The organism is Rhizobium sp. ZPR4, assembly GCF_040215725.1.
Lineage (GTDB): Bacteria > Pseudomonadota > Alphaproteobacteria > Rhizobiales > Rhizobiaceae > Rhizobium > Rhizobium rhizogenes_D.
The window spans coordinates 3,372,829-3,391,635 of the sequence record NZ_CP157967.1 but is presented as its reverse complement, the minus strand read 5'-3'; the positions used below and the strand labels follow the sequence as shown (position 1 = coordinate 3,391,635).

At 58.0% G+C, this 18,807-nt stretch carries 15 protein-coding genes and 2 pseudogenes; 8 read left to right on the top strand and 9 right to left on the bottom strand.

Annotated features, from left to right (window positions below):
- Positions 1–11: 11 nt before the first annotated feature.
- Positions 12–1,298: a nucleotide sugar dehydrogenase gene (locus ABOK31_RS16295; protein WP_349956698.1), complete on the bottom strand. Its 1,287-nt coding sequence runs from the start codon at positions 1,296–1,298 to the stop codon at positions 12–14.
- 258 nt (positions 1,299–1,556) lie between these two features.
- Between ABOK31_RS16295 and ABOK31_RS16290 the strand changes: the two genes are divergently transcribed.
- Positions 1,557–1,745, top strand: a complete 189-nt coding sequence (locus ABOK31_RS16290) for a hypothetical protein (protein WP_349956697.1) — start codon at positions 1,557–1,559, stop codon at positions 1,743–1,745.
- Between the two features lie 226 nt (positions 1,746–1,971).
- Here the strand turns inward: ABOK31_RS16290 and ABOK31_RS16285 are convergent, their stop codons facing one another.
- The 5 genes and pseudogenes from ABOK31_RS16285 to ABOK31_RS16265 all read right to left on the bottom strand — a co-directional run bounded on the left by ABOK31_RS16285 (position 1,972) and on the right by ABOK31_RS16265 (position 4,615).
- The gene (locus ABOK31_RS16285; protein ID WP_349958980.1) at positions 1,972–2,274 is read right to left on the bottom strand and encodes a recombinase family protein; all 303 of its coding nucleotides are present in this window, start codon (positions 2,272–2,274) and stop codon (positions 1,972–1,974) included.
- Between the two features lie 168 nt (positions 2,275–2,442).
- Positions 2,443–3,546, bottom strand: coding sequence for a protein adenylyltransferase Fic (gene fic / locus ABOK31_RS16280; protein WP_349956696.1), 1,104 nt, complete (start codon positions 3,544–3,546; stop codon positions 2,443–2,445).
- Between the two features lie 458 nt (positions 3,547–4,004).
- Positions 4,005–4,099: pseudogene (locus ABOK31_RS16275) on the bottom strand (IS481 family transposase); the annotation flags it as partial.
- 11 nt (positions 4,100–4,110) lie between these two features.
- Positions 4,111–4,341 carry a conjugal transfer protein TraD gene (locus ABOK31_RS16270; RefSeq protein WP_349958979.1) on the bottom strand — a complete coding sequence of 77 codons (231 nt, stop codon included), beginning with the start codon at positions 4,339–4,341 and terminating at the stop codon, positions 4,111–4,113.
- 49 nt (positions 4,342–4,390) lie between these two features.
- On the bottom strand, positions 4,391–4,615 hold the full coding sequence (locus tag ABOK31_RS16265) for a TraC family protein (RefSeq protein ID WP_349956695.1): 225 nt from the start codon (positions 4,613–4,615) through the stop codon (positions 4,391–4,393).
- A gap of 191 nt (positions 4,616–4,806) precedes the next feature.
- On the opposite strand from ABOK31_RS16265, the gene traA reads away from it, so the two are divergent.
- Positions 4,807–8,691, top strand: coding sequence for a Ti-type conjugative transfer relaxase TraA (traA, locus tag ABOK31_RS16260; RefSeq protein ID WP_349958978.1), 3,885 nt, complete (start codon positions 4,807–4,809; stop codon positions 8,689–8,691).
- A 304-nt stretch (positions 8,692–8,995) separates the two neighbouring features.
- Here traA and ABOK31_RS16255 read toward each other — a convergent pair.
- Together ABOK31_RS16255 and ABOK31_RS16250 are read right to left on the bottom strand one after the other, a co-directional pair.
- A pseudogene (locus ABOK31_RS16255) lies at positions 8,996–9,112 on the bottom strand (IS110 family transposase); the annotation flags it as partial.
- A gap of 93 nt (positions 9,113–9,205) precedes the next feature.
- Positions 9,206–10,270: a GSU2403 family nucleotidyltransferase fold protein gene (locus ABOK31_RS16250; protein WP_349956694.1), complete on the bottom strand. Its 1,065-nt coding sequence runs from the start codon at positions 10,268–10,270 to the stop codon at positions 9,206–9,208.
- A gap of 588 nt (positions 10,271–10,858) precedes the next feature.
- Between ABOK31_RS16250 and ABOK31_RS16245 the strand changes: the two genes are divergently transcribed.
- The 3 genes from ABOK31_RS16245 to ABOK31_RS16235 all read left to right on the top strand — a co-directional run bounded on the left by ABOK31_RS16245 (position 10,859) and on the right by ABOK31_RS16235 (position 14,223).
- Complete coding sequence (locus tag ABOK31_RS16245; protein ID WP_349956693.1) at positions 10,859–11,542, top strand: DUF1275 family protein; 684 nt, start codon at positions 10,859–10,861, stop codon at positions 11,540–11,542.
- A 151-nt stretch (positions 11,543–11,693) separates the two neighbouring features.
- A complete protein-coding gene (gene galE, locus ABOK31_RS16240; protein WP_075853799.1) occupies positions 11,694–12,677 on the top strand; it encodes a UDP-glucose 4-epimerase GalE in 984 nt (327 codons plus the stop codon).
- Positions 12,655–14,223 carry an alkaline phosphatase family protein gene (locus tag ABOK31_RS16235; protein ID WP_349956692.1) on the top strand — a complete coding sequence of 523 codons (1,569 nt, stop codon included), beginning with the start codon at positions 12,655–12,657 and terminating at the stop codon, positions 14,221–14,223. Before galE ends, ABOK31_RS16235 begins: the two co-directional genes overlap by 23 nt.
- A 71-nt stretch (positions 14,224–14,294) precedes the next feature.
- Here ABOK31_RS16235 and ABOK31_RS16230 read toward each other — a convergent pair whose 3' ends face one another.
- Positions 14,295–14,801, bottom strand: a complete 507-nt coding sequence (locus ABOK31_RS16230) for a DUF1993 domain-containing protein (protein WP_349956691.1) — start codon at positions 14,799–14,801, stop codon at positions 14,295–14,297.
- A 371-nt stretch (positions 14,802–15,172) separates the two neighbouring features.
- Here ABOK31_RS16230 and ABOK31_RS16225 point away from each other — a divergent pair, with 371 nt between their 5' ends.
- The 3 genes from ABOK31_RS16225 to ABOK31_RS16215 all read left to right on the top strand — a co-directional run bounded on the left by ABOK31_RS16225 (position 15,173) and on the right by ABOK31_RS16215 (position 18,769).
- Complete coding sequence (locus tag ABOK31_RS16225) at positions 15,173–16,099, top strand: sugar ABC transporter substrate-binding protein (RefSeq protein WP_174176176.1); 927 nt, start codon at positions 15,173–15,175, stop codon at positions 16,097–16,099.
- A 70-nt stretch (positions 16,100–16,169) separates the two neighbouring features.
- Positions 16,170–17,711 (top strand): sugar ABC transporter ATP-binding protein, encoded by a 1,542-nt coding sequence (locus ABOK31_RS16220; RefSeq protein ID WP_174176178.1) that lies wholly within the window; start codon positions 16,170–16,172, stop codon positions 17,709–17,711.
- A 32-nt stretch (positions 17,712–17,743) separates the two neighbouring features.
- Complete coding sequence (locus ABOK31_RS16215; protein ID WP_092720429.1) at positions 17,744–18,769, top strand: ABC transporter permease; 1,026 nt, start codon at positions 17,744–17,746, stop codon at positions 18,767–18,769.
- Positions 18,770–18,807 lie beyond the last annotated feature (38 nt).

The window sequence follows — 18,807 nt, the reverse complement described above, 5'->3', positions numbered from 1 at the left end:
GCCTTTCAGCCTTAGAGACTCCAGACGGAATGGCCTTCCAGCAAAGAGTTGCTCCGATCGAGAGCGGCCTTCACGTCGACGACGACGCCGTTCTCACTCAAGAGATCGAGGATCTTGCCGGCACCCTCGGCCAGATAGGATTTGTGGGGAACGGCAAGGACGAGGGCGTCAAGCTTGCCGAAATCCTGCAACTCCTTGAGCTTGATGCCATATTCTTCTTCAGCTTCCGAATGGCTCGCCATCGGGTCGTGGACCAGCGGTTCCAGGCCGAACTGACGCAGTTCACTGATAATATCGGGAACGCGGCTGTTGCGCAGATCGGGCACGTTTTCCTTGAAGGTCAGGCCGAATATGCCGATCCGGGCACCATTGATCGGCTTTTTCGCCGCGACCAGCATCTTGATGAGCTTCTGGGCGATGAAGGCGCCCATGCCGTCGTTGATACGCCGGCCCGACAGGATGACTTCCGGGTGGTAGCCGAGCTCTTCGGCCTTCGCGGTCAGATAATAGGGATCGACGCCGATGCAGTGGCCGCCGACCAGGCCGGGAGTGAAAGGCAGGAAATTCCACTTCGTACGGGCCGCCTTCAGCACATCGGCCGTGCGGATATCCATCTTCTCGAAAATGATCGAAAGCTCGTTCATCAGTGCAATGTTCAGGTCGCGCTGGGTGTTCTCGATCACCTTGGCGGCCTCGGCCACCTTGATGCTGGGGGCGCGGTGGATGCCGGCCTCAACCACGGCGCCATAGATGGCGGCGATCCTTTCCAGCGTTTCCTCGTCGTCGCCGGCGACCACCTTTACGATGCGCTCGAATGTATGTTCCTTGTCGCCGGGGTTGATGCGCTCCGGCGAGTAGCCGACATGGAAATCCTCGCCCTGGCGCAGGCCGGAGACTTCGGCCAGTACCGGGCCGCAGACTTCTTCGGTCACACCTGGATAGACGGTCGATTCGTAGACGACGATCGAACCTTCGCGCAAAACCTTGCCAACGGTGCGCGAGGCCGAAATCATCGGCCGCAGATCGGGTTGCCGGTTCCGGTCGATCGGTGTCGGCACGGCGACGATGAAGAAATCGCGACCCCGCAAATCCTCAATTTCGCCTGAGATCCGAAGGCCACTGGCCTTCAGCCGCTCGGGCGAAACCTCACGGGTATCGTCGTCGCCCGCCTTTAGCGCGGCGATGCGCGAAGCGTTGATGTCAAAACCGACCACATCGTGGAATTTTTCGGCGAGCGCGATCGCGACTGGTAGGCCCACATAACCGAGGCCAATGACTGCAATTTTTTCGTTCAACACACCATACCTCGAACATTCCGCCTGAATTAGCCCAAATCCGAAGCGGATGTCAGCGCCTAATATTTGCCTTCAGGATCATTTCAGATGCGATTCGCATGAATGTGATGAGCGGTCAGCTGCTTTGCAATGGCCTTAGCGTGCGGTCTTGTCGCGCGTCGCGTCTCAGCTTTGGCGCAGGATGCCTATCGAAACTTTCTGGTTTCGATCCCATTTATTTAGGTGAGACTTATCTTCTTTTCTCGGAAAGCGTGGCTCGCGATGCGAAACAGCTATCTTAAACAACTGCGCACCCAGCGCGAGCAGCTCGAAGCCAGGCTTGAGCTGCATATAGCGCGCTATTGTTTCGGCGAAGGCGAGGTGGACGACGGTACCGAAGCGGAGCTCCGGCAACGGATTGCGGAAATTTCCGACGAAATTGCCGCTCTCGAGGACGAGCGCGGCGAGTAAGATTGCATGAGGCAGGTTTCCAGCTGTCCGGATCGATTCTAACGCTTACAAAATAGCAAAGTCAGCGTTATTGATGGCATTTTTTCGCAATAAATACAGGACAATGACCATATCTAATAGCTACGCTCGCGAGGTAACTTCGACGATGCGTCCGAAGAAAGCCATTGGCTGGCGGAAGCTTCGATGCGATCGGCGCAAGCCGCTTTCCGCACCGCGGTCATTTTCGCTAAGGCCTCCGGGGTTCTTTCTCGGAGGCGGCGTCAACTGGAAGTCCGCCCGTTGTTCTTGCGGCCTTGATGCCTTTTGCTCGTTCGGAGATCAGCGCGCGTTCGAGCTGTGCAACGCCGCCAAGCACTTGGCGCGAGAACATGCGCTGCGTTATAGAGCTGTCGATCGGATCTTGTAGCAATCGGAAATGCGCCCCTCTGACCGAGAGATCCTCGATGACCTCGAATAGATGGCTCAGCGAACGAGCCGAACGATCGAGGCGTACGGCAACGAGCGCGTCTCCGGTATCAACGTTGCGCAGGCGCTTTGCCAGGATAGTGCAGCCCGGGTAAGGGATTGGACTGAACCCTGTTCTTGAACAATGATGTCGCAGCCGACCGAGCGCAGTTCAACTTCTTGGGCATCCGTTGTCTGCTCTCCTGTGGAAACACTAAATAGCCGATCAGGGGAAACTTGCCGTTCCTGTGCCTCATTGATCATGCCGCACTATGGCTTGATCACGGAGGAGGGTGAGTAACGCCGGATTGATATAGAGATTTTCTCGTCCGGCTTTGATTTCTTGGAGTAGGCCGGCTTCGACAAGAAGCTTAAGATAGACTGATGCGGATTGCCGCTTGGCGATCTGCGCCTCAACGAGGTCGCCGATCCGGCAATAAGGGTTCACAAAGATTACTTCTGCGAGTTCTCGCGAATAAATCCTCGGTATATCCCGCCGAATGCTTTCTGCCGTCTCGTTGAGAAGATCGCGAATAGCACGAATGCGAGCTGTCGACCATTCCGCTGTGTCGCGAACTGCTTCCAGCATATAGAGTATCCAGCCCTCCCAGGCGCCTTCCGTTGTCACGGCCAATAGCCGGTCATAATAAGCTCTCTTATTGCCAATGATGTAGCGGCTAAGGTAGAGCACTGGAATGTCGAGTAGTCCTTTGTCGACGAGATAGAGGAGGTTCAAAACGCGTCCGGTGCGGCCATTGCCATCAGCAAATGGGTGAATGGCTTCGAACTGGTAGTGCATTACCGCAAGGCGGATCAACGGATCGATATCCTCGGCCTCGTGGATGTAGCGTTCCCAGTTGGCAAGCTTGCTCCGGAGCAATTCCTGACCTTCCGGCGGGGTGTAGATGACCGTGCCAGTAGCCTCATTCATCAGTGCCGTGCCTGGCGTTGAGCGAATGTCGAGATCGATGCCCTTGATCGTTCGGCAGACGGCAACTGCTGTAGATGTCGAGACCGGCCGGTTCCGGAGCGATTGAAATCCTTCGCTGAGAGCCGTGCGATAACGGAGCGCTTCCTTTGTCGCGGGATCGGCGTGATTGCCGGCTTCGTTTGCAAAACGGAAGAGCCTGTCTGTCGTGGTGACGATGTTCTCGATTTCGGAGCTTGCTTGCGCCTCGAGTAGCGGGATCGAGTTAATCAGGATCGACTGGTTGGGAATAAGCTGTCCCGACACCCGTAATTCCGCGAGAGCGGCCCGAGCAGCGATGCAGGCCTTGAGTATTTCCTTCGTTTCAACGTCTGAACGCGGGGGCAACACGGGAAGATCGTTGTAAGGGCGGTCAGGTCGAAACGTCATGTCGATGATTCCTCATTTCATTGACACACAGCGGGTAATATGTCGATGGCGTCGACACATTGGCAAATTATGTCGATGAAATGCAAATTTATCGACATATCTTTCGGCTTACAAGCGGCGCTCAAAGTGTTTTACGATCAAAACCGAGAGCCATAGAGCGCGCCTTCCGACAAGGGTAGGCATTAAATCCATCGCGTCCGCCAAATGCACATCAGGAGGCTTTGATGGCCAAAGCCGCATAAATCGGTCGTTTCGCAAGAGGGCCTACTCCCGCCCCGCTGTTTGGTCAGGTTCTGACGCGGAGAAGTGGCTAGTGGCAATTCTTGGCCACGATTATTGATGAGATCTGTCCGTCAAACGGCTCCCACGGATCGATCATTCAGTCGTAGTTTAGTTACGCAATGTATAAATTGCAGGAGACGAGCAACATCCGTACGCAGCCGCTTCTTTGTTCGCTACTTGTCGCCTTCGACGTTGGTAATCGCGAAATTCCGTGACGCTGAAGGCCTCGATGTAAAGATGAACGTGTCAGAGGGGGTATCGTCGGCGGGATCAAAGCCTGGGTCAAACATCTAGATCCTTGCTCTCCGAATTATTCATGCGTGCATCGGCTCGGAACGCTTCCATACCAATCTTGTGAAGCTCGCGGTACTGCGCAGTATCTGGCGGGATCCGGCTGGCCTCGATCAAGGCGCCAAGCAGGAACGCGCGATCGGCTTTTCTCAAGCCAGCCTTGATGATCAATCCGCCGAAGATCATCTTTTCGCGCGATTCGCGCTTGCGATCGTTTGTCATATCGCGCTGCCGCCTTCGTTCGAGAAGCATAATCCGCTGATCCAGCCTCTTAAGCGGATTCGCCCGCTGTCCTTTTTTCGCCGTCGCGAAATCGCGCTGTGATTTCGACGAGAATCTCATTGAGCTCGGCGTCGGAAATGTCCAGTTCGGCGAGACCTGCCCTCCGTGCCGCGCTAGCGAAACGGTCATTGGCCTTGGCGACCATGGTCTTTCGTTTCTCTCTGAGCAGCTCGATCTGTGTGTCGATCTCGGAAACCGTGGTTCTTGCACGCATATCTGTCCTTCCTTTCATCAGAGCCGAGTCTGTTGGCATCTTTTATACTATATTAAATAATGTAGTCAAATCAGCTGCAATAATATAGGAAAGTGGAATTCGCCTTGGAAAATTGCGGATTTTTCGAAGAAATTGCCGCTAAATATCTCGCTATCCGCGATGCGGATGTGCCAGAAAATATAGAGTCAAATATGGCTATTATGTTTTTGAGAGCGAAAATAATCAGCCGCGGAGCGGGACAGAACATTGTCTCGGCTGCCGCCTATCGTCATCGTACCAAGATGATGGATGAGCAGGTGGGGACTAGGTTCCTCTACTCCGCAGACGCGGCCGAACTCGTCCATGAGGAACTCGCTCTGCCTGATGATACACCGGCATGGTTGCGAATTTTAATCGACGGACGATCGGTTGCCGGCGCCAGCGAAGCGCTTTGGAATGCCGTCGATCGTTTCGAGACCCAACGTAATGCACAGTTGGCCCGCGAGATCATCCTTGCGCTTCCAAACGAGCTCAGCAGGAAGGAGAATATCGCCCTGGTACGCGACTTCGTTCGCGAGAACCTAGTGTCGCGCGGAATGGTGGCAGACTGGGTCTATCACGACAAGAAGGGCAATCCGCACGTCCACGTTATCACCACGCTGCGTCCACTAACAGCGGAGGGATTTGGGCTGAAGCGCGTCGCTGTCGTTGACGACGGCGGTGAGCCGTTACGCCACAAAACGCGTCGCAGGCAGAAAGGAGAAATCATTCGCCATCCATGGGCAGGCAACAAGGCAACGCTGGAGGAGTGGAAGCTTGCATGGGCTCAAACGGTAACGCACCATCTGGCCCTTGCCGGTCACGATATCCGCATAGACGGCCGCTCCTATGAGGAGCAGGGGTTGCGGGGAATGGGGCAGCGCCATCTCGGTCCCGCCCGCACAGCGCGTCTACGCAACGGTGCCGATGTCTATTTCGCCCCTGCAGCATTGGCACAGCGTTACGAGACGGCGGATCGCCTCGCTGCCGACCCCGCCCTACTGCTTAGGCAACTCAGCAACGAGCGCTCGACTTTCGATGAAGCCGAGATCGCCCGTGCCCTGCACCGCCACGTTGATGATCCAATCGTCTTTGCCAATATCCGCGCGAAACTGATGGCGTCAGACGACTTGGTAATGCTACGGCCGCAGCAGGTGAGTTCGGAAACTGGTGGGGTCGAGCTGCCGGCGGTCTTCACTACGCGCGCGACGATTAGGACCGAATTCCATATGGCGCGGTCGGCATTCAACCTTTCGAACATCGGTGGCTTCGCGATATCGTCATCCCAAGTTGATGCTGCCATAGGGGAGATTGAGGCAGCGCCAAACAAGGCCATTCGCCTCGATGCCGAGCAGGTCGATGCGGTCCGACACATCACGGCCGATAGCGGCATTGCCGCAGTCGTCGGTGTCGCGGGTGCTGGCAAATCGACATTGCTGAGTGTGGCACGTCTCGTATGGGAAGGAGACGGCAGGCGCGTCCTCGGAGCAGCGCTCGCCGGCAAGGCGGTGGAGGCATTGACTGGTAGTTCCGGGATCCGTTCACGTACGATTGCCGCTTGGGAGCTTGCCTGGAAAAACGACTATGACCTGCTGCAGAAGGGCGACGTGCTGGTTCTGGACGAAGCTGGTATGGTGTCGTCGCAACAGATGGCGCGTCTTCTCAAACGCGTCGAGGATGCCGGTGCGAAAGCGGTTCTTGTCGGCGACGCGATGCAGCTTCAGCCGATCCAGGCGGGGGCCGCCTTCCGTGCCATCGTCGAGCGCATCGGCTTTGCCGAATTGGTCGGCGTTCGCCGCCAGAGACACGAATGGGCGCGAGAGGCGTCCGGTCTGTTTGCCCGTGGAAATGTTGAGGAAGCCTTGAGGGCCTATAGCGCCCATGGCCATGTCCTCGAAAGTGACACGCGCAATGATGCGGTTCAACGCATCGTCTCCGACTGGGCCAACGCTCGCCTTGATGCTATTGCGAAGGCGCAGGTCGTCGGTCGTAAGTTGCGGGGTGACGAGTTGATGGTTCTCGCCCACACCAATAGCGATGTTAGACGCCTCAACGATGCGATCCGTGCGGTCATGTTGCAACAGGATGCGCTTGGGGAAGGTAGGTCGTTTCGCACAGAGCGCGGCAGACGTGAGTTCCGTGAGGGAGACCGGATCATCTTCCTGGAAAATGCGCGGTTCGTCGAACCCAAGGCCCCCCACCTAAGTGTTCAGCATGTCAAGAACGGCATGTTTGGAACGGTGATATCGATAGCGGGTCGAGGTGGGGAACCATTTCTCTTTGTTCGGTTGGACAATGGTCGCGATGTCATGTTTTCCGAAGACACTTATCGCAATGTCGACCATGGCTACGCCGCAACGATTCACAAGACCCAAGGATCGACCTTCGACCGCGCTTTCGTGCTGGCAACGGGCATGATGGACCGACACCTGACATATGTTGCCATGACGCGTCATCGCGAGCGTGTCGATCTATATGCGGCAAGGGAAGATTTTCAGCCAAAGTTCGAATGGGGCAAGCCGGTACGCGTCGAACATGCCGCTGGCATCACGGGCGAGCTTATTGAAACTGGGCTTGCGAAGTTTCGCAAGCGGGACGACGATGGTCCTTCTCCTTATGTTGACGTCAGAACGAACGACGGAACCACGCATCGCCTTTGGGGCGTCAGTCTGCCCAAGGCGCTTGAGGAGGCCGGCGTCGGGGTCGGCGATACAGTGACTCTGCGCAAGGACGGAACTGAAAAAGTTACCGTCAAAGTCCCGGTTATTGATGAGGAAACGGGCGCGAGGCACTTTGAGGATCGTGTTGTCGACCGCAATATTTGGACAGCATATTCAACCGATAAGGCCAAGGATCGGGCGGACCAGTTTGCAGCCGAACATCATCCTCCGACGCTCTTTGCGCAACTGGTCGAACGGCTGTCGCGCCCCGGCGAAAAGACGACAACGCTCGATTTCGAAAACGAGGCGTCTTATCGATCCGTGGCTTTCGACTTCGCACGGCGGCGCGGCATCGACACTATCGCGGAGTATGGTCACGCCGTCGAGGCACAGGTTGAGCGTCTATCCAAATGGCTCAGCGTACAAAGTGATCATGTGGCGCGGCTCTGGCAACGGGCGAACGTGCCCTTCGGGGTCGCAGTCGAAACTTCGGGGCGGAATACTGCTATTCACGCAACACGCGACAAAGACGCCTTGCCCGCTCCGACGGCGGATGCTTCCGATCTATTACCCGCAGTGAATTCCCTTACCCGATCGTTTGCAGAAGAGGCGCGTCTCGCCCAACCCGAATCTCCTGCGATGTTGCCAGCGGTCACGAAATTCAAGGCAAGCCTCGATGAGGAGGCGCGGATGCATGTGATCGAGGCCGAGCACTACAAACAGGTAAGAGCTGTACTCATAGCGACTGCATCCGTGATCTGGCGCGACCCCGCAGCCGCCGTGGCGGTGATCGAAGATCTGGTGCTGAAGCAGATCGACCCTGAGCGTATTGCACGTGCTGTTGCCACAGAGCCAACGGCCTATGGCCCTTTGCGCGGCAGCGCCAGAACGATGGATAGGCTGCTCGCTGGTGGCCGGGAGCGCAGGAAAGCACTGCAGGCGGTTAACGCAGTTAGTGCCGACATTCACTCTCTTGGTCGATATTACTTGAGCGCTTTTGAGACCGAAAAATCGGTGGTCATGATAGAGCGGGAACGGATGGCAATAGCCATTCCAGCGTTGACGAGAATTGCCGAGACTGAGCTGCGACACATCACGTCCGAGACGGAGAAGAACCCGCGCGAGCTGGCGCGATTGGTCCGGTCTTTGTCACCAGATGTCCGACACGAATTTTCTGTGGTCAGTAAGGCACTTGATGCTCGCTTCGGACCGGGCGCAATTTTGCGCAACGAGACCGATGTTGCCAATATGGTCTCAAGGTCTCAGCAACCGGTCTTCAAATCCATCCTTGGCCAATTGCGCACAGTCCAGCGTGCCGTCGCTATAGATAGGACAGAAGAGATTATCGCTGAGCGCCAAAGTCGAACGATCAACCGTGCCCGTGGTATTGATCGCTGAGAACGTCCAAAGATTTGAAAGGAAAACGACAGGCTATACCCGAGTCCGTGTCGTGGAGCCGCCTTTTGGTCGTCCAACAGAAGCGAAGATGCGGGTTGTTCGGCTGGTAATGAGTAGTGGCGAGATGGCGACAGACCTGAATGCGGGTTTTGGAGGAGCGTCGGGCGCTAGTGGAATAGAGGGTGCCTTTCGCGCCGGCGCATCAGCTGTCGCCCAAAAGCGGCTGTTCGTTCGGGTAGGATCGAAGCCTAGTGTCGGCCACGGCCACGGACGGGCCGCGCTTTCGGTTCAGATCAAAAAGTCCAAGCAACTGATCACGCCGAAGTTTCTTGCGCAAAAGCGCGCTGCCAGTTCTATCAGAGCAATGGACCTGAAACACATTCTTCGCCAGATCCAGTCCGATAATACTAACATCTTTCATGGACGCCTCCTCTAAATGGTGATCAACGTCTCCATTCTGGCACACAGATGCCGTCGGGGCCGTCCCCATCAGAGCCGGTAGCGGCCCCTTCCCCTATCCCCCGTCATTTTCATCGATGACTTTCACCAGCCGATTAGCAGTTTCATTGGGGATCATGGAAAGCGCTTCGGTGATCGCCTCTCGCCAAGCCGGTCCTCTCGCCCAAGCCTCTTGAAGAGCTTCCCTCATATCGTTGAATCGGCGCACTTGCGCCATGGCCTCGATCAGTGCTGTCGCCTGATCGAGGTCTTTCTGCTGCTTCAGAAAGCTATCGGCCGTCTTAATCCGCCGCGTGGCGACGATCAGCTTATGAATGGCATACCGAGCCGGATCGGGTACGAGAACCGACACTCCAGCTTGATGCAGCAAGACCGTCCGCACCGGCTCGTAGATCAGGAAATCGAGAAACCGGAGCGGATCAGCCGAGGCACCGCCAAGGGCGGGCATTTCGGCAGGCTTGTCCAAATAATCGTCTGATCCTCGATTCCCGGTCAAAAATTCGACGCGGTAAGCATCTTGTGTCCGGAAAGCCGACGATCGCGGCGAGCCCGAACCATGCGGCGGGATCGGCTGGAATGTCTCGTCGACCGATCGGAGCAGATCGAGAATAGGGGGAAGGCTGTCTTGTACTTCGTTGGAGATTGCAAAATCTTGCGCGAGATCAGCGTCACCCGTCACCATGGAAGCGGAAGGCAGACGGACGCCGAGGAGGCCGGAGTAGCATTGATACGCGACTGTGCCGATGAGGACGCCACGCAGCCGGAAGAAACCCGCATTGGCGAGAACTTCAATGATGTCCCCAGCCCTATTCTCAGGTCTGGGAAGTCCGCCTTCACGAATCAACGTCCGAACGAGCTTGCGGCGTGACGTGAAATCATTCTTTAGCGCCTTGAATTGCGTAACCCTTTCAGTGATCGCGGCATCATCAGCAGGACCGACATAGCGGCGAGTTTGGCCGCCCTGCCCGTCGGGTTGATCGAAATACCAATATTTGCGATCCTTCACCGTGACGGAGACAAAACGGCCGTCGGCCGGGAAGTCGGAAACGAAGCTGGCATCGAAAACCCGTTGACCAAGTTCGGCTAGGATCGTTTGATACATTGTGTCGAGGCGGTTCATCAGAAGCTCCGTTATACTATTTTTGCAAATCTAGTATAACGCCGCCCATTTCTCAATCAAAGATACCAACGAAGATGCCGCAACGTGCGTAGGTCTGCCAGTTTCGGAATGCCTTGACCCAGATTTGCATTTGAGGCTGATCCGTTCTGTCGCGAAAATGCCGTTGACGAAATTGCGCTATTGGAATTCAGCCAGGGTCACGATGAAACGCAAAGTTGGGTGAAATTTCGGCGCAAATGAACAGTGCTTATGAGGCCGCGCCCCAGTTGGTTGCGAAATCCAACGTGTCCAACAAGCCACGACGACCCAGTTGAATCGCTAGTCCTGCTGCGGCCCTTATCCGACGGTCTTGGACGAGGAGGTGCACAAGACGCGAGAAAACTGCTGGAATCGTGAAGCGCTGCTTCCCACCGTCTTTGTGACAGACGACCGGTTGGGCACGTGGATGCAACTTTGATCTGCAGTATGCCGCCGCCGTCCGATCGGCGTTGCACGGCGACGTTTCGTTTCGCGGCCACGCAAGCATCTCGACATCGGCGGCTTTTCGGCGCGATAAGGTCGGAGACGATCGAAGCGCGCGAGGAACCAATGAAGCCGAGCCTTCCCACCCTTCTGAGCATCAATGGTGGCTATGTCGACACCGCCGGGTTTCTTGCCCTGCATGGGCTGTTCACGGCGCATGTCACGGGCAATTTCGTTACGCTCGGCGCTTCATTGGTACTCGGGACCTCGGGCGCGCTAGCCAAGCTTCTGGCGCTGCCGGTTTTCTGCGTCGTTGTCATCCTCGCGCGTCTTATTGGCGGCGATCTCTCGCGGCGCAATCTGCCGACGTTGCAGATCATCCTGACGCTGAAATTGCTGCTGCTTGTGTTTGCGGCAATCCTCGCCCTACGCTTCGGCCCGTTTGGCGATGGGGACGGGTGGCAGCCGATTCTGACAGGGATGACGCTTGTCGCCGCCATGGCCATTCAGACGACGGCGCACCGCATCCATCTCGGTTCGACGCCGCCGACGACGATGATGACGGGCACGACGACGCAGATCATGATCGACATTGCCGACCTGCTGCGAGGTGCCAAGCCGGAAGATAAAGTTGCGATGAAGGCGCGGCTTGGCCGCATGGGTGTCGCCGTCGGCGGCTTTGCCTTTGGCTGTGCGCTGGCGGCGGCGCTTTTCATGCTTGCCGGCATGGCTTGTTTCCTGCTGCCGCCGGTTCTGGCGCTTGCCGGAATTCTTATGCATACCGGCAAGGCAGAGGGCAAGCCGGCTTAGCTTCTGGGTATCCGTCCATTCTTGAGACTACCAATCTTGCTCCTTTCTCCCGCCTTGCAAGTCGGCTACAGCTCTCTAAGTGTACGCGTCGGATCGAACTGGTCCGCCGCGTCTGGAGCGGCAAATCCTTGTGAGTCAAGAAGGGATGGTCATGGCAGGAGAAACGGTGCTTGTGGTCGGCGGAGCCGGATATATCGGTTCGCACACATGTCTGGATCTGGCGAACAAGGGGTTCAAACCCGTCGTCTACGACAATTTCTCCAACGGTCATCGTGAGTTCGTCAAATGGGGTCCGGCAGAGGAAGGCGATATCCGCGATCGTGCGCGTCTCGATGAAGTCCTTGCCAAGCACAAGCCGGCCGCCATCCTGCATTTTGCCGCACTGATCGAGGTCGGTGAGTCGGTGAAGGATCCCGTCTCCTTCTATGAAAACAATGTCATCGGCACGCTGACCCTGCTTTCGGCAGCACAGGCGGCCGGCGTGAAGGCTTTCGTCTTTTCGTCCACCTGCGCGACCTATGGCCTGCCGCAGAGCGTGCCGCTTGATGAAAGCCACCAGCAGGTACCGATCAACCCCTATGGCCGCACGAAATACATCGTCGAGCAGGCGCTTGCCGATTACGACCAGTACAAGGACCTGCGCTCCGTCGTGCTGCGCTATTTCAATGCCGCCGGCGCCGATTTCGAGGGCCGCATCGGCGAGTGGCATACGCCGGAAACCCATGCGATCCCGCTTGCCATCGATGCCGCCCTCGGTCGCCGCCAGGGTTTCAAGGTCTTCGGCAGTGACTATGATACGCGCGACGGCACTTGTGTCCGCGATTACATCCATGTGCTCGATCTTGCCGACGCTCATGTCCGCGCCGTGGAATATCTGCTTGATGGCGGCGATTCCGTCGCGCTCAATCTCGGTACCGGCACGGGCACGACGGTGAAGGAATTGCTCGGCACGATCGAGACGGTGTCGAACCGGCCGTTCCCGGTCGAATATGTCGGCCGCCGCGAAGGCGATTCGACGACGCTCGTCGCCAACAACGACAAGGCCCGCGATATCCTTGGCTGGTCGCCGCAATACGATCTAACCGAGATCATCCAATCCGCATGGAATTGGCATGCCAAATCCAACCAGCACTGAACCCTCCTCTTTGGTTGGTGTTGGGGGCAAGCGCCCGAACGTTCTGTTGATTTCGGCTGACCAGTGGCGGGGAGATTGCCTTTCCGCCGTCGGACATGAATGCGTGAAGACACCCAATGTCGATGCGCTGGCAAAGGAAGGCGTGCTCTTTCGACGCCACTATGCCGGTACTGCACCCTGCTCGCCGGCGCGGGCGACGCTCTATACCGGCCTTTATCAGATGAACCATCGCGTTTGCCGCAATGGTTCGCCGCTGGATGCCCGTTTCGACAATGTCGCGCTTGCGGCGCGCCGCGCCGGCTACGATCCGACGCTGTTCGGCTATACCGACACGGCGCCCGATCCGCGCGACCGCGATCCCCATGATCCGCATCTGACGACCTATGAAGGCGTGCTGCCCGGGTTTACGCCGCGGCAGCTTCTGCCGGAGCATGAGAAGCAGTGGCTCTCCTGGCTGCGGTCACGCGGCCATGCCGATGCCGTCAGCCGCGATATCCATATTCCGCTCAGTGCCGAGCCCGGCGAAATTTCCAACAATGCGCCGGCCTATTCCAGGGACGAGACGCAGACGGCCTTTCTGGCGGGCGAGTTCATCCGCTGGCTTGGCGAGCAGGATCAGCCCTGGTTCGCGCATGTTTCCTTCCTGCGGCCGCATCCGCCTTTCTCGGTGCCGGAGCCCTATAACCGCATGTTCTCGACCGCCGATGGCCCGGCCTTTGCACGCGCCGCCGACCGCGAGACGGAAATGGCGCTGCATCCCCTGCTCGCCTTCGGCCTGCCGCTGATCGGCAAGGGCGGCTTCATGTATGGCGGCAAAGGCTCCATCAACGAGTGGACGTCGGAGGATTTTTCGGCGATCCGCGCCATCTATTACGGCATGATCGCCGAGGTCGATGCGCAGCTTGGCCGGATCTGGCAGGCCCTGAAGGATGCCGGCGCCTGGGACGATACCGTCATCGTCTTCACGTCGGACCATGCCGAGATGATGGGCGATCACTGGATGCTCGGCAAGGGCGGCTTCTTCGACGGAAGCTATCATGTTCCCCTTGTCATTCGTGATCCCCGTCAGAGCGCCACGCATGGCCGGCAGGTGGCACGCTTCACCAGCGCCGCTGATATTTTCCCAAGCCTGTGTGACCGGCTGGGTGTTGCGCCGGCAAATCATGTCGATGGCGAAAGCCTGCTGCCCTTCCTCTCCGGTTCCGAACCGGAAGGTTGGCGTGATGCGGCCTTCTGGGAGTTCGATTTCCGCGATATTGCCGAGGGCATTCCCGAGCGGCATTTCGGCCTGCGGTCCAATGCCTGCAATCTGGCCGTTATCCGCGATGAGCGTTTCAAATACGTCCATTGCGCGGGTCTTCCGCCGCTGCTCTTCGATCTTTCAAAGGATCCGGCGGAACTATCCAATGTCGCCGAGGACGGCGTTTACACGGCGATCAGGCTCGCCTACGCCGAAAAGCTTCTCTCGCTTCGGGCGGAGCATCTGGACCAGACGCTGGCCTATACAGAGCTGACGGAAAAAGGGCCGGTTTCGCTCCGGCCCTGAGTGGCTTCTGTCATTCGTTTTTGCGTAATTCCGGACGGAAAACCGCTGCGGGCTTTTCCTGGAATTGCTCCTTAAGCAAACGATCCGAGATAGTTCATCTTGCCGATAGACAGGCCGCGGCTGCGCAGGATGTCGTGTGCCGTGGTGACGTGGAAGAAGAAATTCGGCAGCGCGAATTTCGCCAGGTAATCCTCGCCCTTGAAGACGATCTTGTTGCCTCCGGGCGAGATCGTCACTTCCCGCACATCGCTGCCTTCCATCGTTGCCGGCGTAACCGTCGCCAGGAAATCCTGCGTTTTCTTCAGACGCTCGCGCAGATCGGCGACAGTCGTTTCGTTGTCTTCGAAGCGCGGCGCATCGATGCCGGCAAGACGGGAAATGGTGAGCTTTGCAGTATCGGAGGCGCGCTGATACTGGCCGGAGAGCGGCAGCATGTCGTCGATCAGGCGGGCGGAAATGAGTTCCTCCGCCGCAACGCCTTTTTCAGCCGCATGGGCTTCGATCTTGTCGAGATAGGCCGAAAGGTTTTGGAGGCCGCGTTGGAAGACGGGGACCGAGAAACTGTACATCGAGGGCATGTGTGTTCTCCATTGCGGGCCGCGGCGCGGCCGGTTGGTCGTCTGCATTCTATTCCGTTCCCGTGTCGATGGAATAACCGTTCCACGGTGACGGGTGCCCGTATGTAGGTTTGATCATCCGATCTTGCAGTGTGAGCGGCAAGAAAACTCGTCTTCCCCGGCTCCAGCGATGCGCCCAGAATTTGCTGTTGACCTTTGCCCTGAAAAATGGAATGAATATTCCGCATAATGAATTTTACGGTTTGTTTGTTCCGTTTTCGATGTGGCTGCCATGGGAGTGGCGACCGAATTGAATAGAGGCCCTGCAGTCGAGACTGGGGGCTCCGGCATTTAGGAGGGGTGTGGCCGGGCACCTTATCTGGGAGGAAAACATGAAGAAATTTATCCTTGGTTCTGCGATGGCTCTCCTGCTGTCGACTGCTGCTCACGCCCAAACCATCGGCGTTTCGATGGCTCTGTTCGACGACAACTTTCTGACCGTTCTGCGCAACGGCATGCAGGACTACGCCAAGGACAAGGGCGTGACGCTGCAGGTCGAAGATGCCCAGAACGACATTGCCAAGCAGCAGAGCCAGATCCAGAACTTCATCGCCAGTAAGGTCGATGCCATCATTGTGAACCCGGTCGATACCGACGCAACGGCTGCCATTTCCAAGCTCGCCGCCGATGCCAAGATCCCGCTCGTCTACGTCAACCGCGAGCCGGCCAACGTCGACAGCCTTCCGGATCAGCAGGCCTTTGTTGCTTCCAACGAGCAGGAATCCGGTACGCTGGAAGCCAAGGAAGTGTGCCGGTTGCTGGGTGGCAAGGGCAAAGCCGTCATCATGATGGGCGAACTCTCGAACCAGGCTGCCCGCATGCGCACCAAGGACGTCCATGACGTCGTTGCGACCGACGAGTGCAAGGGTATCCAGATCGTCCAGGAGCAGACCGCCAACTGGCAGCGTACCCAGGGCGCCGACCTGATGACCAACTGGCTCTCCAGCGGTCTCGAATTCGATGCTGTCATCTCCAACAACGACGAAATGGCGATCGGCGCCATCCAGGCGCTGAAGGCTGCCGGCAAGCCGCTGGACAAGATTGTCGTTGCCGGCGTCGACGCCACGCAGGATGCACTTGCCGCCATGCAGGCCGGCGACCTGAAGGTCACCGTATTCCAGGATGCTGCCGGCCAGGGCAAGGGTGCGGTCGATGCCGCGATGAAGCTCGCCAAGGGCGATAAGATCGAGAAGAAGGTCTATATCCCCTTCCAGCTCGTCACGCCGGCCAACGTCAAGGACTTCGTCAAGAAGAACTGAGAACGAAGATGATCGACGGATGCGGGCTTTGCCCGCATCCTTTGAAATCCGATCTGCCCGGGAGGGAAAAATGGTTGTGAGCCCATCCACCATGGCGGCGGTACGCGCCAGCGGCGTTGTCCCCAATGCCGCCTATCTGCTGAGCGCAGAAGGCATCCGCAAGGAATTTCCCGGCGTGCTCGCCCTTGATGACGTTTCCTTCCGCCTGAAGCGCGGAACGGTGCATGCGCTGATGGGCGAAAACGGCGCGGGCAAATCGACGCTGATGAAGATCCTTGCCGGCATCTATATTCCCGACCAGGGCGAAGTGCGCCTCAAGGGTGTGGACATCCGGCTGAAGTCGCCGCTCGACGCGCTGGAAAACGGCATCGCCATGATCCATCAGGAACTGAACCTGATGCCCTTCATGACCGTTTCGGAGAATATCTGGATCCGGCGCGAGCCGAAGAACCGTTTCGGCCTCGTCGACCACGCGGAGATGAGCCGCAAGACCGAGGAACTCTTCCAGCGCCTCAACATTTCCATCGACCCTGAAATTCAGGTGCGCGAGCTTTCGGTCGCGAGCCGGCAGATGGTCGAGATCGCCAAGGCGGTTTCCTATAATTCCGATGTGCTGATCATGGACGAGCCGACTTCGGCGCTGACCGAGCGCGAGGTGGCGCATCTCTTCCAGATCATCCGCGACCTGCGCTCCCAGGGCATCGGCATCGTCTACATCACCCACAAGATGAATGAGCTGTTCGAGATCGCCGACGAATTTTCGGTGTTCCGCGACGGCAAATATATCGGCACGCATGCCTCCACCGATGTGACCCGCGACGACATCATCCGCATGATGGTCGGCCGCGAGATCACGCAGATGTTTCCCAAAGAGGAAGTGCCGATCGGCGAGACCGTGCTGTCGGTCAAGGATCTCAGCCTCAACGGCGTCTTCTCCAATGTTTCATTCGATGTCAGGGCCGGCGAAATTCTCGGCGTGGCCGGGCTTGTGGGATCGGGCCGGTCGAATGTCGCCGAAGCCATCTTCGGCGTCACGCCGGCCTCCTCCGGCACGATCGAGCTTTTCGGCAAGAAGACCGAAATCACCTCGCCGGCGGCTGCGATCCGCCACGGCATGGCGTTCCTGACCGAGGACCGCAAGGATACGGGCTGTCTTCTTATCCTCAGCGTGCTCGAGAACATGCAGGTGGCTGTGCTGCACGACAAATTCGTGCGCGGCGGCTTCGTGCAGGAGGGCGCGATCGAAGAGGCCTGCGAGGAGATGGCGCGCAAGCTGCGCGTCAAGACGCCGAACCTCGACGAACGCATCGAAAACCTTTCCGGCGGCAATCAGCAGAAGGCGCTGATCGGCCGGTGGATGCTCACCAATCCCCGCATTCTCATCCTGGACGAGCCGACGCGCGGCATCGATGTCGGCGCCAAGGCGGAGATCCATCGCCTCGTTACCGAAATGGCGCGCAACGGCGTCGCCGTCATCATGATCTCGTCGGAAATGCCCGAGGTGCTCGGCATGAGCGACCGCATCATGGTGATGCATGAGGGACGGGTGACAGGGTTCCTGGATCGTGCGGACGCAACTCAAGTGAAGGTGATGGAGCTGGCCGCGCAGTGACGCCGCCAACCATCGCAAGGGAGGATTGAACCATGGTTAGCAAAGTTGCAGAGGCGACCGCCCCGGCAGTCACACGGCCAAGACGTCGCCGCGTGCCGCCCGAACTCGGCATCTTCCTGGTGCTGATCGGCATCGCGCTCCTCTGTGAGATCCTCGGTTGGATCTTCGTCGGCCAGAGCTTCCTTTTGAACCTGCAGCGCCTGAAAATCATGATCCTGCAGGTCTCGGTCATCGGCATCATCTCGGTCGGTGTGACGCAAGTCATCATCACGGGCGGCATCGACCTCTCGTCCGGCTCCGTCGTCGGCCTGACGGCCATGGTGGCCGCGAGCTTCGCTCAGTCGTCGACCTGGGCGCGTGCCGTCTATCCCGCGCTGACCGACATGCCCTTCTTCGTGCCGATCGGCATCGGCCTGCTGATCGGCCTCCTTGCCGGCTATATCAATGGGCAGCTGATCACGAAAACGAAGATCCCACCCTTCATCGCAACGCTCGGGATGATGGTCTCCGCCCGTGGCCTATCGAAGCTCTACACCAAGGGCCAGCCGATCTCGGGTCTGACCGACCAGTTCAATTTCATCGGCTCCGGTATCTGGCCAGTTGTCGTTTTCCTCATCATCGCGGTCCTCTTCCATGTCGTGCTGCGCTACACGCGCTATGGCAAGTTCACCTATGCGATCGGCGCCAATGTGCAGGCGGCGCGCGTATCGGGCATCAATGTCGAGGCGCATCTGGTCAAGGTCTATGCAATTGCCGGACTTCTGGCAGGTCTCGCCGGCATCATCACGGCTGCCCGCGTGCAGACGGCGCAGGCCGGCATGGGCGTGAACTATGAACTGGATGCGATCGCAGCTGCCGTCATCGGCGGCACGTCGCTGACAGGCGGTGTTGGTCGCATCGCCGGCACGGTGATCGGCACCGTCATCCTCGGCGTGATGATCTCGGGCTTCACCTTCCTCAACGTCGATGCCTATTACCAGGAAATCGCCAAGGGTTTCATCATCGTCGCGGCCGTTGCCATCGACGTCTACCGCCAGAAGAAGCGGGCCAAGCGCTGAAATGCCCGACACATCGTCAGCGTTCTAAAACATGCTCT

Excerpts from the sequence above, each read along its gene's own strand:
- ABOK31_RS16290 (WP_349956697.1), top strand. The coding sequence starts at position 1,557 with ATGCGAAACAGCTATCTTAAACAACTGCGCACCCAGCGCGAGCAGCTC.
- fic (WP_349956696.1), bottom strand. The coding sequence starts at position 3,546 with ATGACGTTTCGACCTGACCGCCCTTACAACGATCTTCCCGTGTTGCCC.
- ABOK31_RS16270 (WP_349958979.1), bottom strand. The coding sequence starts at position 4,341 with ATGACAAACGATCGCAAGCGCGAATCGCGCGAAAAGATGATCTTCGGC.
- ABOK31_RS16265 (WP_349956695.1), bottom strand. The coding sequence starts at position 4,615 with ATGCGTGCAAGAACCACGGTTTCCGAGATCGACACACAGATCGAGCTG.
- traA (WP_349958978.1), top strand. The coding sequence starts at position 4,807 with ATGGCTATTATGTTTTTGAGAGCGAAAATAATCAGCCGCGGAGCGGGA.
- ABOK31_RS16250 (WP_349956694.1), bottom strand. The coding sequence starts at position 10,270 with ATGAACCGCCTCGACACAATGTATCAAACGATCCTAGCCGAACTTGGT.
- ABOK31_RS16245 (WP_349956693.1), top strand. The coding sequence starts at position 10,859 with ATGAAGCCGAGCCTTCCCACCCTTCTGAGCATCAATGGTGGCTATGTC.
- galE (WP_075853799.1), top strand. The coding sequence starts at position 11,694 with ATGGCAGGAGAAACGGTGCTTGTGGTCGGCGGAGCCGGATATATCGGT.
- ABOK31_RS16235 (WP_349956692.1), top strand. The coding sequence starts at position 12,655 with ATGCCAAATCCAACCAGCACTGAACCCTCCTCTTTGGTTGGTGTTGGG.
- ABOK31_RS16230 (WP_349956691.1), bottom strand. The coding sequence starts at position 14,801 with ATGCCCTCGATGTACAGTTTCTCGGTCCCCGTCTTCCAACGCGGCCTC.
- ABOK31_RS16225 (WP_174176176.1), top strand. The coding sequence starts at position 15,173 with ATGAAGAAATTTATCCTTGGTTCTGCGATGGCTCTCCTGCTGTCGACT.
- ABOK31_RS16220 (WP_174176178.1), top strand. The coding sequence starts at position 16,170 with ATGGTTGTGAGCCCATCCACCATGGCGGCGGTACGCGCCAGCGGCGTT.
- ABOK31_RS16215 (WP_092720429.1), top strand. The coding sequence starts at position 17,744 with ATGGTTAGCAAAGTTGCAGAGGCGACCGCCCCGGCAGTCACACGGCCA.